A 12,575-nucleotide genomic window follows, 5' to 3' on the forward strand; every position below is an offset into this window, starting at 1 on the left:
TCATGAGCTTTGATTCAAAGGCATTTCTCGCGACGCTGACCGAGCTGCCAGGGGTTTATCGGATGCTCGATGCGGGCAGTGTCGTCCTTTACGTCGGCAAGGCCAAAAACCTCAAAAAGCGCGTTTCATCCTACTTCCGGGACAATCTGCCAAGCCCGCGCATCGCGCACATGGTGAGCCAGATTGCAAGTATCGAAACGACCTCGACGCGTACCGAAGCCGAAGCGCTGCTGCTTGAGAATAATCTGATCAAGTCGCTGTCGCCGCGCTACAACATCCTGTTTCGCGATGACAAGTCATATCCCTACATCGTTTTGACACGCGGCGACTTTCCCCGGCTTGGCTTCTATCGCGGCAACCCTGACCGGAAGGCTGATTACTTTGGGCCTTACCCGTCCTCTTGGGCCGTGCGCGACAGCATTCATTTGCTACAGAAAATGTTCCGTCTGCGCACCTGCGAAGACACGGTGTTCGCCAATCGCTCGCGTCCCTGCCTGCTCTATCAGATCAAACGCTGCAGCGGGCCGTGCGTCGAATACATCTCGACCGAAGACTATGCCCGCGATGTCCAACTGGCCTCAATGTTCTTACTCGGCAAACAACAGGAAGTCACCAAGCGCCTAACGGAGTCGATGGAGGCGGCCGCCGGTCGTCTGGCCTTCGAACAGGCGGCAGTTTATCGCGACCAGATTCAATCGCTGCATCAGGTTCAGGAAAAACAGTTCGTTTCGAGCAGCAAAGGCGAGGATGTGGACGTCATCGTGGCATTAAGGGAAGCGGGGCAGTTGTGCGTCAATCTGGCCATGGTTCGAGGTGGTCGGCATCTGGGCGACCGTCCATTGTTTCCGAGTAACGCCGGCGACTCCTCGGCCCGCGACGCGGCCGCTGCCTTCATTCACCAGCATTACGCGCTGCATCCGGCCCCGGCGCGATTGTTGGTCGCCCCTATGCCGGATGCAGAAGAGAAAGCCGAAGTCGAGAGCGCACTCGCTGAATTGGCCGGCCGGCCGGTGCCGATCCAGGATGGCCGTTCGCTGCTGCACAAGGCCTGGGTGGACATGGCGCAGCAAAATGCCAGGCTCGCCATTCTGGCGCGCAATCAGGCGACGGCACACCAGGAGCAGCGTCTCGCGGCACTGCAGGAGGCGCTGCAACTGCCGGAGGCCATCGCCCGTATTGAGTGCTTTGACATCAGCCACACGCAAGGCGAGGCGACGGTTGCATCTTGTGTCGTTTATCAGGACAACGGGATGAAGAAGGCCGACTATCGCCGCTTCAATATTCGCGATATTCAACCGGGCGACGACTATGCCGCGATGCGACAAGCGGTTACTCGCCGCTATGGCAGTATCGCAGCCGGGGAGGGCAGAGCGCCCGACCTGATTCTTATCGATGGCGGCAAAGGCCAGGTCAGCTCCGCTTACGCAGCCTTGGCCGATCTCGGCCTAGCGCATCTGCCTATGCTCGGGGTGGCCAAAGGCGAGGAGCGCAAGCCCGGCCTGGAAACGCTGATTTTTCCGGAAGGGCGGGAGCCGCTACAATTGCCGCCGGAGCATCCGGCGCTGCACCTGATTCAGGAAGTTCGAGACGAGGCTCACCGTTTTGCGATTACGGGCCACCGTGCGCAACGAGGCAAGGCCAGAAAAACCTCTAAACTCGAAAGCCTGCCCGGTGTAGGGCCAGCCCGGCGCAAAGCATTGGTCAATCGTTTTGGCGGATTGCCCGGCGTGCTCGTCGCCAGTGTGGAACAATTGGCAGAAGTGCCCGGCATTAGCCGGGATTTGGCGGAAAAAATTTACTCAGCGCTTCATTGACCCATGCCATTCAACCTGCCCATCCTGCTCACCTGGCTGCGAATCGTCGCCATACCACTGTTGATTGCGCTCTATTACCTGCCTGCCAGCTGGGCAACCCAGCATGAGCGGGATACGCTGGCCACCTTAATATTTTGTTTTGCGGCTTTAACGGACTGGGCTGATGGCTATCTGGCCAGAAAGCTCAATCAAACATCGGCATTTGGGGCTTTTCTTGACCCCGTTGCCGATAAGCTGATGGTTGCCGCCGCATTGATCATCCTGGTTCAGTTGGGGCGGGCGGACGCGATCGTCGCCATGATCATTATCGGTCGCGAAATCACCATTTCAGCGCTGCGTGAGTGGATGGCAAAAATCGGGGCCGCAAAAAGCGTCGCTGTTTCCATGCTCGGCAAGGTCAAGACCGCCGCGCAGATGCTGGCCATACCGCTCCTGCTTTATCACATGCCCTTGCTTGGCGTGGATGTCCGACTCATCGGCAATTGGTTGATCTGGGTCGCCGCGCTGTTGACGCTGTGGTCGATGGGGTATTACTTACGCATGGCGTGGCCGGAGATTGCCAAGCGCAGCGCAGAAAAGTAGCTGGTGCTGGTTGACAATCATCGTGCATGGCCTATAATGCGCGCTCTGTTTGACGCGGCAGTAGCTCAGTTGGTAGAGCGATACCTTGCCAAGGTATAGGTCGAGAGTTCGAGACTCTTCTGCCGCTCCAGTTTTTTCGGATAAAGCTCGGTTTTATCCATCGTTGTAAAAGACGTTTCGGTTAGGCGCGATAGCAAAGCGGTTATGCACCGGATTGCAAATCCGTGTAGGTCGGTTCGACTCCGGCTCGCGCCTCCAAGATTCGCGGCAGTAGCTCAGTTGGTAGAGCGATACCTTGCCAAGGTATAGGTCGAGAGTTCGAGACTCTTCTGCCGCTCCAAATAAAAGGGAAAGCGCTTGTCGCTTTCCCTTTTTCGTATCGGGACGCCGATATAATCGACAGCCCCGCCCGGGTGGTGAAATTGGTAGACACAAGAGACTTAAAATCTCTCGCTCTTTGAGTGTACGGGTTCGACCCCCGTCCCGGGCACCAAGGTTAATTCATGATTATCTATGATCTAAGTTGTGACAATGACCATCGCTTTGAAGGATGGTTTCGTAGCGCCGACGAGTTTGATGCCCAGCAACATTCTCGTCTCGTAACTTGCCCGCAATGCGAAAGTCACATCATTCGGCGCCTCCCGTCGGCGATAGCCATTTCATCGCATCGGGGCGAGTCGGGTGCTGAAATCAAGGCCGCGCCTCGTGCCAGCGCTCCCGGTACCGCAGTGATGCCCGCAGGCTCGCAGGTGTTGGCGATGTATCGACAACTGGTGCAATCGATGATCAACAACAGCGAGGATGTTGGAAACTCGTTTGCCGAAGAGGCACGCAAGATTCATTACAATCAGGCCCCCGAACGGCCGATACGCGGCGATGCCACCGAAGAAGAATGTGAAGAACTACGAGACGAGGGCATTCCGATTTTGCGCCTGCCAGCGATAAGCGAAGAGGATCTGAATTGATCCTTTTTTAATTTGTATGAGTTTACATAATACAAACTCTCTCAGCCCTGCTTCCCTGTAGTGGGGCGGCTTCCGCGCTGCTTGGTGTCACAAAGTTTGTGACAATGCCGAAAATCAATGCATAACTGGCAATCCTTGTCATTTGTGGCGCGTTCTGAACAAAAGGGAGCCAGTAGCCGCGTTTTGCCTCATTCCTTTCTGTCACAAGGCGGGAAGCGGCGACAATAGTTCTAAAGTCGGTTCCTAGCAGGTCGGCTAGTTTGCTCAGCGCTTCGTCTGGGAGTCCGCGTTTATGCGACTTTGCAGCGCTCACGGCTTCTCTTTCTTGGTCTATTGCCTTGGCAAGCTCGGTAACGTTGCCTTTTAGCAAAATTCCAGCGTTGATGTAGTCGCGCAATTCCATTTCTATGCCTTTCGTCATATTGACGTGATAAATCTGTTACGGGTTAAATGCGCCCAGAACGTAACAAATTTATCACGCACCAAATCCGTTACGTGTCAACCATAGCACAAGGGGGTTTTTGTGGCGAAGAACGGCAAACAGCAAAGCATTTCACCGGACCAGTTGCAGGCCAATGCCCGACTGACCGCAGTCGATCTCGCTGCCACCTTTCAGCCCGATGCTGCGGCCCTCGATCAGCTTTCCAAGATCGACCAAACCCAAAAAGACAAAATTAACTCCTTTCCGTATCGGTTTTCGGCTTCGTTGCGTTCGCGTATCGCGGGCACCAAGTCCGGGCCGTCGCAAGCGGAGCGCGGCGGCGCGGGCGCCGGTGCCCCCCCCCATGCTAACAGGGGGGAAAAAGGGACAGTGCCCGAACTGGTGAAGCTGGTAATTGAGGGTGGGGTTATTAAGGAAGTCCCGCAAAGGCGCGGTTATGGCGGGGATTCCGCATTCATTGACTGGGTCAATTTCACCTTTGGTGAAGAGACCATCTTAAATTCAGGTCGTCAGGCTAAACGTGTCGTAAATCGTGATGGCAATTACGTGGAAGAGTTTGATGGGGTTACGGGTCAGGTTCCGGTCACAGATTATGAAGTGATGGTTGCTATGTCGGCGCGGCTTGAATACATCTTTGGCTATGGCATCACTCAAAAACGTTCCAAGGGTATGCACTTTTACCGCGATTCGTGGAATGTCGGCGAGTCGTGGGGCGTGGTCTGTCATGGTGGCCAGCGCGGCACGGTGATGGTTTCTATCAATGGTTCGGGGTTGGCGGCAGCAAAAACAGGTTGGGAACAGCGCCTGAAGAACTTTCTCGAGTCGGCGGATAGATCGCGTTTGACGCGGGTTGATTTTGCACATGATGACTATACGGGTGAAACCTATAGCGTCGATAAGGCCGATCGGGACCATACAGACGGCCTATTCCATATTCACGGCATGCATCCTGATTGCGAGCATCGCGGTAACTGGAAACAGCCGAATGGTAAGGGGCGAACGCTCAATATCGGCAATCGGAAAAATGGGAAGTTTTGCCGGGTCTATGAAAAAGGCCGGGAACTTGGGGACAAAACAAGCGAATGGGTTCGTATCGAGGTCGAATTTAAATCAGTCGATCGAATTATCCCTTTTGATTGCCTGTTATCCCCCGGCGAGTATCTCGCGGCGTCTTATCCGGCATTCGCTTGGATAAATCAAAAGCAATCCCGTATTGAACTGAATAAGCGCACTGCGCAAACCAATGTTGATACGGCTTTTGCATGGCTTCGCCACCAGTGCGGCGCGTCCATTGGTCGCCTTGTCGATCTGTTTGGGGCTGAAGAAGTCCTGAAAAAAGTCACACGGGAAGGTTTTCCGGCGTGGTTCAAAGTTCCTGATTTCAATCTGGCGCCGGAAAGTATTCACCAGTTTAGCCGTCCGGTTTTCCCTGTTGTTTTATCTGAACAAGCTGCGGCTTGGTAATTTTTAATTTATTGGAGTTTGAAAAATGGAAACAAAAACGCAATGCCTTGTACTGGGTGCCAAGTTCTTCAATGGCGATATTGAGGGGCAGCATCACGATATGACGAAGCTGTTCGTAACAATGCCGGTTTCCGAAAAGGACCAGCAGACTTATGGCAAGTGCGGGCACGATGCCATTGATCTGAAGTTTGGTAAGTCTGATGAGTATCAAAAGCTCAAGCATTTGCCTTTCCCGGTTCAGGCGGAATTGACGCTGAAGCTGACAACCGATGGTTATGAAGTGTTGGCATTCCGGGCTATCAACGCGGCGCCGCAGTCCAAGGCAGCTTAATCATGTCGCTGCTCGATGTTCGCCAAGTATTCGTCGTTCAGGATCGGGCAACCGGTGCTTTCGTCGATCTTGATATGGGCTTCGTTACGTCGCTCAAGCATGCGGCACGGGCGGCGTCAGTTGAAAGTGTTCGTGAGTCGATGCATTTCGCATTGCACGATGGTGGAATTGAATGTCCGTTGGGATATGACATTCATTCCTTCTTTGAAGCGTCGGACGAATGGGTGGGTTGATGCGTCGCGTTATTCGTAATTTCGCCTATCTGTTCGTTGGCCTTCTTCTCGGGAGCGTTGCGGTTTATGCCTCTGCGGCTACTGAGGTGGTTATGGTCGATTACTCGCCGGATGGTCGTTTGATGACCGTCGTTGCCTTGTTCTTCGCGGCCTTTCTCGGCTTCCTGACGGGCTATCGAGCATGAGTGATTCAGAGATCGTCCTCTTCTGCGGAAAGCTGCTCTCAGCGTGGGTTGCGGGTTTTTGCGCGGGCTACATCCTTACTCGCTTCCGCGAGGCCATGAATCATGTCGTGTAATAGAAAACATCAATTCAGCGCTCTGCTTAACCGGCGCGCTGGGTGGGGGTTTTCCCCAGCTGGGCAAACCTCGCCCATTTCACAAACCGTTCATCAGGAGAAAACCATGAACAAACTGCAAACCAAGCTGGCCGCTGCTGCCGCTCTCGCTGTTGCCGCTGTTTCTTCCGCCCACGCTGCTCTGCCGACCGAAGCAACCGCTGCCTTCGCCACCATCAGCGGTAACGTCACCGACGTTCTGGCCGCTATGTGGCCGATTGTCGCCCTCGCTACCGGTGGCTTCGTCCTCGTCAAGCTGTTCAAGAAGGGCGCCAACAAGGCTGTTTAACATGCAGCTACAAAACTTCGCGTTTTGGGGGGTGCTTGCGGGCACCCTTTTTACTGCCCCTGCCATGGCGCAAGAAACAATCGAGCGGGGCAATCAGCGCAATCCTTACCAGCCGCCAGCGTGGTTTGCCGCGATGGCCTCAGAGCCTCAGCCGGTCGCTTATCACCCGGAAACCTTTCATTTCCAAGGCTATGAAGAACGGACGCATGTGATGGGCAGGCCGCACAAATCCACGCCGACCTTTGCCTGTCAAAAAACCGACGAAACCGGGAACAAAAAATGGTCCTTCTGTCGCATGTAATACGCGTACTGGCGCTGCTCGTTTTCGTTGCCTCGGCACATGCGGAAACGATACCGGCCACCATCGTTGAAACGGTGGCGAGCTACGGGCCGGCCTATGCCTACATGAACGGGGTTAAATACAATTCCGCTTCGGCCATGTGCAGTTCGTCTTATGCCTCGGCCACATTTGCTTTTGGCCGTCCGGCTTCCGGAACAACTGACAACGGTCTGCAGTGGGTTTGTGGCTGGCGCGAACCGGATGGATCAACGGCATATAACGGTGCGTCCTATTACACCAAGGCCTATTACTGCACTACCGGCACCCTAGAAAATCAGCTATGCAAAACCAACACCTGTCCAGCGGGTCAGAATTGGACGTTGAGCGGCACCTCATGCACGCGCCCGGATTGCGTTGCGCCGCAAGTTCGCAATTCGTCAAACGGCCTCTGTGAAGCGCCGCCTGATCCCTGTGCCAGTCGGACAGGTTCGACCCTAGATTGGTACGTGTCTCCGGTGGGTCAGCCCTCGCTTGAGTCCTCCAACTATTGCGATAACGGTTGCGCGGTCGGCATGAATGCCGCGCCTTCTGGCTCGTCCTACACAAACGGCAAGTTGCGGGTTCAGCAATATTCGAAGGTGCAGCTTTCCTATACCTGCACCGCTGGGCTGACCTCCGCGCCCGGTGCTGTCGCACCCGAGGTCAAGCCACCGGAGCCGCCAAAGAATCCACCCTGCGCGCCATCAGAGGGCGTTCTTACCTCAACCTCTGGAACGATTGCCTGCGTCCCATCCGGAACGCCTGCCTCTGCGCCGCCCATTGTCGACAAGAAGAAAACGACGGAAGCCTATCCGGACGGTTCTCAAAAGATCACTGAAACGACGACGACCCGTGATCCGCAAACCGGTGTCGAAGATAAACGCACCACAACCACCAATACGCCGGCTTCTGGTGGCTCTGCTGGTCAGGCGGGAACGCCGGGTACCTCGACCAGTGCGACCACAGGCGGCACAGCGCCCAATGCATCCAGCGGCACCGGGAAGGAGGGTGATACCAGTTCTGATTTCTGCCAGAAAAATCCGAACTTGCAGATCTGTAAGGGCGATATGAACAAGGAAGAAACGCAGGTCAAAATCAAGGAATCGCTCGAAAAGGCATTCAATACCGACGACGTAAAAAACGACGATATTACGAACGCCACGGCCAGCGAAGCAAAGAAACAGGAAGCCACGGATTCCTATGACCAGATCACGGCCAAGCTGAATACGGGGACGGATGCCACCGGAAAACAAAATGAATATCGCGATCTGTTCTCCGATTGGTGGTCGCCAATTCCTGCCGGTTCCTGCAGCCCGCTTTCGGCCACCATCGGCGGTCGGACTTGGGCGTTCGATCCCTGTCCGCAGGTAGAGAAAATATCGGCGCTGGCCGGCTACGCGCTCTGGATCTATCTTGCTTTTGGCGTTCTCGCACTCGTAACCAAAAAGGCTGAATAATGGCGCTCCCGCTGCTTCCGCTCGTTGTCTCGGCCCTTGGCGCGGTTGTCGCCAAGGTATTCGATTTCCTCTTCACCTTCCTTGCCTACAAGCTGGCGCGGAATCTGGCCGTAGGTGTCGCCGCAGTGATTGCGGCTGCAGCACTTACCCTCGCCATGGCGCAGGGCATAAAACTTCTTATCATGGCCGCTCGGGTTTCCCTACCGCCCGCCTTCGCGGTCGGCCTTGCATTTATCCCGCCCAATCTGAATCAAGTCGTCGCCACCATCATCACCATCCGCGTCTCGCACTTTATTTGGCAATGGTCGATGAAGAATCTTTCCCGCTACACCATGCAGGTGCATTGATGACCGATTTTGCCGTCACCGGAAAGAAACGATCAGGCAAAGGGCTGTTCTGCGCCGGCCTGATCCGTGACGCACTGCGCTCCGGTCGCCGTGTCGCTACCAACATGGACATCCATCTGGGCGAACTGTTGCTCCCGTGGAACAAATCCACCATCATCCGTCTGCCCGATTGTCCGACCGTCGAAGACATGGAATGCATCGGCCTCGGCTACGGCGTCGAAGGTGATGGCCAGATCGACGAAGAGCAGAACGGAATCATCGTCCTCGACGAAACATCCAAGTTCTTCAATGCTCGCCAGTGGGGTGACAAAACCCGCCAGCCGCTTCTCGACTGGCTGATTCACTCCGGCAAGAAACGCTGGCACGTCTACTACCAGATGCAGGGGCTCACCCAGGTCGACAAGCAAATCCGCGACACGCAGATCGAATATCACATCGCCGTGAAACGGACTGATCGCTGGCCGATTCCAGGTGTCACCGCGCTCTCAAAGCTAGTCGGCCTCGATGTCCGTTTCCCGAAAATGCATATCGGCATCGTCAAGCACGGCTGTGACCGCGACTCGCTCACCGTCGACCGCAAGTGGTACCGCGCCAAAGACCTCTACAAGGCCTATGACACCGAACAGAAGTTCCTTGATCGCGAGCACCCGGCAGCGGTCGGCCTGCATACCGTTCTCAGCCCGTGGCACGTCGATGGCCGCTATCTCCCGAAACCGCCGGTCAAGCCGTTGCTCTTCCTCTATGGCCTGATCGGGTATGACTACGTCAGCAAGCTCCGCGCTCAACGAAATACCGCACCCAAGCGCAAACCTAAACACCCGCTGGCGGCCAAGCTGGCGAAGCTCTCCGAGGCTGACGCAATCCGTCATTTCAACCGGTTGGAGTCGGCAGGCGCTTTCCGGTGGCATCCGCCACTATCCGACGACCCGACTCTCCGGCATCGTTTGGCAGCAGTGCAATTCCCTTAATGGTTCCAAGGGCTAGCCCTTGGCCCTGCCGGGTAGGCGAATTACTTAGCGCGTAATTTCCAGAAGGGAAATTATCCCGAAGGGACAAGCCGGGGAGGGGTGTCCCGGCGCAGCATTAAGGCGCGTCACGATACCGCGCAACAAAAAACTGGCCTAAGCCAGTTCCCGATACTTCCATCGTTTCACAAGCGCCTTCCCGGTTTCCCGCTCCGCTTTGACTGGCGAAGTCAGCAGGCAGCAGGCCAGCGAAAGCCAGTAGCTGGCCGGGTACTCCTTGCCGTCAGAGTCCGCCTGTGCGGCAGACTCAACGGTAAGGGCTTGCTCGTGGCGCTTATCAGGAATTTCCATCAGTCTTTTTCACGGTAGCGGTCTTCTTCGGCGTGACGATCTTGGTCGATGCCGGCTTCTTTCGCAGCGATTCTACCTCGCGGGCTGCAGCTTCAAGCCTAGCAGCACAAGCCTGATAATGATTATTCGCCTGCTTCAATTCGCCATCCTTAGCACTGACAAGGGTTTCGGCGGTTTTTAGTCGCGCCTCCAGCTCGTCGGCCTTCTCGGATTTTGCAACGAGCTGAGCGGAAAGAACGGCGGCGCTCCGCTCGGCCTCGATGCGTGCGGCTTCCGAAGAGGCGAGGGCGGTTTTAGCCTGGGCAAGTTCGGGCTGGTAGCTGGCGAACATTTCGGTTTGGCGTTGGCTGCGGTCTAGTTCGCGCAGCAAGTCGCTGACCTGCTGACGCAACTTGAAAACTTCGCTTTCGTGGTCGGCCAAAACCGATTTCGTTTGCTCCAGGTTGGCGCGTGCTGCGGCGAGGTTCTCTAAGCTGGCGATCAGATCGCGGCCTTGCTCTTGGTACGCGATTGTCTGTCGTTCGTTGTCCTCGGCCAGTGCATCAGCAGCTTCACGAGCTGCGGCAAGTTCTTCGTTGAGCGGTTCGCAAGCCTCGGCTACCTGCGTAGATACGAAATCCATCAGGGCGCTAGCGATGGAAGAGGGGAGTTCCGGGGATTGGTCTTCGTCGGCCTCGCTGGCCTTGCCGGTCCATTGCTGCAGTAGCTTGTGAATCGTCCCCATGGACCCGGAGCCGATACGCTCGCGCACGGCGCGGGCGGTCGGCCGGGTTCCTGCTGCCTTCATCGCGTCCGCGATCTGGGCGACCTGTCCAAAGGTGATGTTGGTTGTACGTGCCATTATGGAATCTCCTGTTAAGTTACGTTATGTTACGTTATGAAATCGATGTTACGTTACGTTATGTTATGAATTATCGGCACAGGTAGGCACGAACGAGGCTGCGTACTTCCTGTGCAGCTTCGCGTCGGCTTTTCGCGTCGTGTCCTTTGTCGATGTGCCCGACGGCGATTGCGCTCCGTGTGTAGGGGTTGTCACGTAGCCGGACTTGGATTTCGTTCCATTCGCGGTCGTCTCGGATCGAAACAAAGTAAGCTCCCCGGGAAAGGCCGTTCATCGCCTTGATTGTCTGCGTCAAATTCGCTTGGCCCATGTCCAGCCCGTCGATGATTTGTTCTACTTCCTCGCGGGTGTGGTTACGATCTGCGCTGATCTGGCCTAGATTCCCGAGCCCGTGGGGTTGCTGGTTTTCTGGATTGTTTGCAGTCTTCATGGCGCTACCTCCGTGGTTGATGATCCGTCCTGAGTTCCCTTCGCTGCCGTCATGGAACTCGGGGCAGGCTTGGGCGGGTCAAGGGAGAAAGCGGAAGCCGCAGCGGCTTGACCAGGTGCGGCCTTATCGCACCTGGTCAAACGAACGGGTGAGCATTTCAGGGCGAAGCCCGGCCCTTGATACGACCTTGCCCCGTGTTACAGGTCGGCGTTTTGCGAAGGGAAGTCAGGGCGGATAACCGCGCTGGTCGAATGCTGCAAACGGTTTTCCAGAAAACAAGGCCGTAGGCCGCCTGACTACGCCTTTCATCCTTTACCGGCTTGCCGGGGCCAAGTGGAACGCGGCAGGCGAAAAGGGGCGGAATCCCTTGTCCCGCAAGGGATAAACCGGCTTGTCCGGTTTAGGATGGAAGCACCTGACCGCGTAGCGGTTCGCTATACTCCCGGCCCAATCATGCAAACCAAATTCCCCGGATTCACCGACACAGAGCGGCATTTGGCCGAAATCCGTAATCTCTACTGGCAGCTTCGCGCCATCCGTCCGGGGCAAGGTGCCAAGCGAAGAAAACTCTATCGACTCATTGCCAAACAAAAGGCCGTCCTGATTGCTGACGGCCTCGATTCTGAGCAGCTACGGCTATGGTGCCGGATGCACACAAGGTGCCATCCAGAAGCGGCGGCGAGTCGATACGCCGAATACTTGGTCCAAAAATAGACTTTTTTTGAAAATACCCCGGATGAATGAAAATATTTTCCGACTTAACATAATACAAATTATGCGAACCTATAATCCCGTTGATTTGTCGTTTATCAGGAACCACGCCGATAACCAGGCAACCAGCACTGCATCATTTATTAGTCGACTTGTAGAGAGCCCAGGCCTTACGGAACTGCTCTCGGGTTAATCTGCCGCTGCCCTTCGAATCGACAGCCAGGAAAGCCTCGCCAAAACCGATCAGCTCTTTGGTGTCCTGGCTAGGTGTCCCTCAGGTTCCTTGGTCTACATGGCTAACAGATCACAAGAACAAAACGACACCGTTGCCAACTTCCCACCAACCCCGACGTACCGAGCAAAAGCGGCAAGCCTGCGCCATAAAGCGAGGCTTGCCGCTGGTGATTTAGGCCTCTCCTCCGTTTTGCGACTTCAGTGCCGACTTGATGCTTTCCTCACCTACATCCGGGCAAACCTTTTCGATGAAGGCGTGGGCATAGCTGCGCAGATAGGTCCCCCGGCGAACGGCAATGCGTGTGGTATTGGACGGAAACAGGTCGGGAACCTGAATGAGCTCCAGGTTGCGGTCCTGTTCCTTGTCGTAGGCCACTGAAGCGACAACCCCGACGCCCAGGCCAAGGCTGACATAGGTCTTGATCACGTCGGCGTCGATGGCCGACAAAACGATATCGGGAAC

At 55.8% G+C, this 12,575-nt stretch carries 17 protein-coding genes and 4 tRNA genes; 16 read left to right on the top strand and 5 right to left on the bottom strand.

Annotated features, from left to right (window positions below; genetic code table 11):
* Positions 1 to 2 precede the first annotated feature (2 nt).
* The 7 genes from uvrC (at position 3) to GH663_RS17040 (ending at position 3,361) form a co-directional block, all read left to right on the top strand.
* Positions 3 to 1,814 (top strand): excinuclease ABC subunit UvrC, encoded by a 1,812-nt coding sequence (gene uvrC / locus GH663_RS17010; protein WP_153132864.1) that lies wholly within the window; start codon positions 3 to 5, stop codon positions 1,812 to 1,814.
* 3 nt (positions 1,815 to 1,817) lie between these two features.
* Complete coding sequence (pgsA, locus tag GH663_RS17015; protein WP_153132865.1) at positions 1,818 to 2,396, top strand: CDP-diacylglycerol--glycerol-3-phosphate 3-phosphatidyltransferase; 579 nt, start codon at positions 1,818 to 1,820, stop codon at positions 2,394 to 2,396.
* 54 nt (positions 2,397 to 2,450) lie between these two features.
* Positions 2,451 to 2,526, top strand: a tRNA-Gly gene (locus GH663_RS17020).
* A gap of 54 nt (positions 2,527 to 2,580) precedes the next feature.
* Positions 2,581 to 2,654, top strand: a tRNA-Cys gene (locus GH663_RS17025).
* A gap of 6 nt (positions 2,655 to 2,660) precedes the next feature.
* Positions 2,661 to 2,736: transfer RNA gene (locus tag GH663_RS17030), tRNA-Gly, on the top strand.
* 67 nt (positions 2,737 to 2,803) lie between these two features.
* Positions 2,804 to 2,889 (top strand) — tRNA-Leu (locus GH663_RS17035).
* Positions 2,890 to 2,899: 10 nt separating this feature from the next.
* Entirely contained in the window at positions 2,900 to 3,361 is a 462-nt protein-coding gene (locus GH663_RS17040) for a DUF1178 family protein (protein WP_153132866.1), read from the top strand.
* Positions 3,362 to 3,383: 22 nt separating this feature from the next.
* Here GH663_RS17040 and GH663_RS17045 read toward each other — a convergent pair whose 3' ends face one another.
* Positions 3,384 to 3,764 carry a hypothetical protein gene (locus tag GH663_RS17045; RefSeq protein ID WP_153132867.1) on the bottom strand — a complete coding sequence of 127 codons (381 nt, stop codon included), beginning with the start codon at positions 3,762 to 3,764 and terminating at the stop codon, positions 3,384 to 3,386.
* A 120-nt stretch (positions 3,765 to 3,884) separates the two neighbouring features.
* On the opposite strand from GH663_RS17045, the gene GH663_RS17050 reads away from it, so the two are divergent.
* The 9 genes from GH663_RS17050 (at position 3,885) to GH663_RS17090 (ending at position 9,548) form a co-directional block, all read left to right on the top strand.
* Positions 3,885 to 5,267, top strand: a complete 1,383-nt coding sequence (locus tag GH663_RS17050; RefSeq protein WP_153132868.1) for a replication initiation factor domain-containing protein — start codon at positions 3,885 to 3,887, stop codon at positions 5,265 to 5,267.
* A 25-nt stretch (positions 5,268 to 5,292) separates the two neighbouring features.
* Positions 5,293 to 5,598 carry a hypothetical protein gene (locus GH663_RS17055; RefSeq protein WP_153132869.1) on the top strand — a complete coding sequence of 102 codons (306 nt, stop codon included), beginning with the start codon at positions 5,293 to 5,295 and terminating at the stop codon, positions 5,596 to 5,598.
* Between the two features lie 2 nt (positions 5,599 to 5,600).
* Entirely contained in the window at positions 5,601 to 5,831 is a 231-nt protein-coding gene (locus GH663_RS17060) for a hypothetical protein (RefSeq protein ID WP_153132870.1), read from the top strand.
* The gene (locus tag GH663_RS17065; protein WP_153132871.1) at positions 5,831 to 6,016 is read left to right on the top strand and encodes a hypothetical protein; all 186 of its coding nucleotides are present in this window, start codon (positions 5,831 to 5,833) and stop codon (positions 6,014 to 6,016) included. The genes GH663_RS17060 and GH663_RS17065 overlap by 1 nt, the downstream gene beginning before the upstream one ends.
* A gap of 219 nt (positions 6,017 to 6,235) precedes the next feature.
* Complete coding sequence (locus GH663_RS17070; RefSeq protein WP_153132872.1) at positions 6,236 to 6,457, top strand: major coat protein; 222 nt, start codon at positions 6,236 to 6,238, stop codon at positions 6,455 to 6,457.
* A gap of 1 nt (position 6,458) precedes the next feature.
* On the top strand, positions 6,459 to 6,758 hold the full coding sequence (locus tag GH663_RS17075) for a hypothetical protein (RefSeq protein WP_153132873.1): 300 nt from the start codon (positions 6,459 to 6,461) through the stop codon (positions 6,756 to 6,758).
* Positions 6,737 to 8,233, top strand: coding sequence for a hypothetical protein (locus GH663_RS17080; protein WP_153132874.1), 1,497 nt, complete (start codon positions 6,737 to 6,739; stop codon positions 8,231 to 8,233). The genes GH663_RS17075 and GH663_RS17080 overlap by 22 nt, the downstream gene beginning before the upstream one ends.
* A complete protein-coding gene (locus GH663_RS17085; protein WP_153132875.1) occupies positions 8,233 to 8,580 on the top strand; it encodes a DUF5455 family protein in 348 nt (115 codons plus the stop codon). The genes GH663_RS17080 and GH663_RS17085 overlap by 1 nt, the downstream gene beginning before the upstream one ends.
* Positions 8,580 to 9,548, top strand: a complete 969-nt coding sequence (locus GH663_RS17090) for a zonular occludens toxin domain-containing protein (RefSeq protein ID WP_170291449.1) — start codon at positions 8,580 to 8,582, stop codon at positions 9,546 to 9,548. Before GH663_RS17085 ends, GH663_RS17090 begins: the two co-directional genes overlap by 1 nt.
* 153 nt (positions 9,549 to 9,701) lie before the next feature.
* Here the strand turns inward: GH663_RS17090 and GH663_RS17095 are convergent, their stop codons facing one another.
* The 4 genes from GH663_RS17095 to GH663_RS17110 all read right to left on the bottom strand — a co-directional run.
* Complete coding sequence (locus tag GH663_RS17095; protein WP_153132877.1) at positions 9,702 to 9,896, bottom strand: hypothetical protein; 195 nt, start codon at positions 9,894 to 9,896, stop codon at positions 9,702 to 9,704.
* The gene (locus tag GH663_RS17100) at positions 9,883 to 10,737 is read right to left on the bottom strand and encodes a DNA-binding protein (RefSeq protein WP_153132878.1); all 855 of its coding nucleotides are present in this window, start codon (positions 10,735 to 10,737) and stop codon (positions 9,883 to 9,885) included. The genes GH663_RS17095 and GH663_RS17100 overlap by 14 nt, the downstream gene beginning before the upstream one ends.
* Positions 10,738 to 10,807: 70 nt before the next feature.
* On the bottom strand, positions 10,808 to 11,167 hold the full coding sequence (locus GH663_RS17105; protein WP_153132879.1) for a hypothetical protein: 360 nt from the start codon (positions 11,165 to 11,167) through the stop codon (positions 10,808 to 10,810).
* A 1,117-nt stretch (positions 11,168 to 12,284) separates the two neighbouring features.
* A partial coding sequence (locus tag GH663_RS17110) for a LysR substrate-binding domain-containing protein (protein ID WP_246181624.1) occupies positions 12,285 to 12,575 on the bottom strand: 291 nt, incomplete at its 5' end.

It is taken from the genome of Dechloromonas hortensis (assembly GCF_009469765.1).
In the GTDB taxonomy this organism is placed as follows: Bacteria; Pseudomonadota; Gammaproteobacteria; order Burkholderiales; family Rhodocyclaceae; genus Azonexus; species Azonexus hortensis.

What these genes read in the sequence shown, in the direction of transcription:
- pgsA (WP_153132865.1), top strand. Translation starts at nt 1,818, where the DNA reads ATGCCATTCAACCTGCCCATCCTGCTCACCTGGCTGCGAATCGTCGCC.
- GH663_RS17055 (WP_153132869.1), top strand. Translation starts at nt 5,293, where the DNA reads ATGGAAACAAAAACGCAATGCCTTGTACTGGGTGCCAAGTTCTTCAAT.
- GH663_RS17065 (WP_153132871.1), top strand. Translation starts at nt 5,831, where the DNA reads ATGCGTCGCGTTATTCGTAATTTCGCCTATCTGTTCGTTGGCCTTCTT.
- GH663_RS17105 (WP_153132879.1), bottom strand. Translation starts at nt 11,167, where the DNA reads ATGAAGACTGCAAACAATCCAGAAAACCAGCAACCCCACGGGCTCGGG.
- GH663_RS17060 (WP_153132870.1), top strand. Translation starts at nt 5,601, where the DNA reads ATGTCGCTGCTCGATGTTCGCCAAGTATTCGTCGTTCAGGATCGGGCA.
- GH663_RS17080 (WP_153132874.1), top strand. Translation starts at nt 6,737, where the DNA reads ATGGTCCTTCTGTCGCATGTAATACGCGTACTGGCGCTGCTCGTTTTC.
- GH663_RS17070 (WP_153132872.1), top strand. Translation starts at nt 6,236, where the DNA reads ATGAACAAACTGCAAACCAAGCTGGCCGCTGCTGCCGCTCTCGCTGTT.
- uvrC (WP_153132864.1), top strand. Translation starts at nt 3, where the DNA reads ATGAGCTTTGATTCAAAGGCATTTCTCGCGACGCTGACCGAGCTGCCA.
- GH663_RS17040 (WP_153132866.1), top strand. Translation starts at nt 2,900, where the DNA reads ATGATTATCTATGATCTAAGTTGTGACAATGACCATCGCTTTGAAGGA.
- GH663_RS17090 (WP_170291449.1), top strand. Translation starts at nt 8,580, where the DNA reads ATGACCGATTTTGCCGTCACCGGAAAGAAACGATCAGGCAAAGGGCTG.
- GH663_RS17095 (WP_153132877.1), bottom strand. Translation starts at nt 9,896, where the DNA reads ATGGAAATTCCTGATAAGCGCCACGAGCAAGCCCTTACCGTTGAGTCT.
- GH663_RS17100 (WP_153132878.1), bottom strand. Translation starts at nt 10,737, where the DNA reads ATGGCACGTACAACCAACATCACCTTTGGACAGGTCGCCCAGATCGCG.
- GH663_RS17045 (WP_153132867.1), bottom strand. Translation starts at nt 3,764, where the DNA reads ATGGAATTGCGCGACTACATCAACGCTGGAATTTTGCTAAAAGGCAAC.
- GH663_RS17085 (WP_153132875.1), top strand. Translation starts at nt 8,233, where the DNA reads ATGGCGCTCCCGCTGCTTCCGCTCGTTGTCTCGGCCCTTGGCGCGGTT.
- GH663_RS17075 (WP_153132873.1), top strand. Translation starts at nt 6,459, where the DNA reads ATGCAGCTACAAAACTTCGCGTTTTGGGGGGTGCTTGCGGGCACCCTT.